Origin of the sequence: Acetobacter sp. DsW_059, assembly GCF_002153695.1 — a bacterium.
GTDB classification, from domain to species: Bacteria; Pseudomonadota; Alphaproteobacteria; order Acetobacterales; family Acetobacteraceae; genus Acetobacter; species Acetobacter thailandicus.
This window is the reverse complement of the sequence record NZ_JOPI01000088.1, coordinates 1-257: the sequence shown is the minus strand read 5'-3', so window position 1 is coordinate 257 and position 257 is coordinate 1. Positions and strand designations below refer to the sequence as shown.

Below are 257 nucleotides of genomic sequence, written 5' to 3'. Positions count from 1 at the left end.
TCAGGAACCACTACACACGGTTCATATGTTACAGTTGGTAATATCAGAACCCTGTATTTTATGTTGGAAAACATACAATCAGGAACGACATACGAGTTCGATCTGCCATTCTCAGGAACACCTCACTCTATAGTCGTGGCTCCTATAGCCGGTGCAGCATCAGGCTCTGACCCGGCAACAGGTGCATGGTCAGCTTCAGGTTTTGTATTCTGGAATGCTGGCAACCTGAACGGTTCATACTCATTTATTGCGACAGG

General features: G+C 46.3%; 1 protein-coding gene. It reads left to right on the top strand.

The genetic code is table 11. The features are described from left to right. Window positions 1–60: 60 nt before the first annotated feature. Window positions 61–257, top strand: a 197-nt coding sequence (locus HK25_RS12875) for a hypothetical protein (protein WP_143296008.1), incomplete at its 3' end; no start/stop codon positions are given.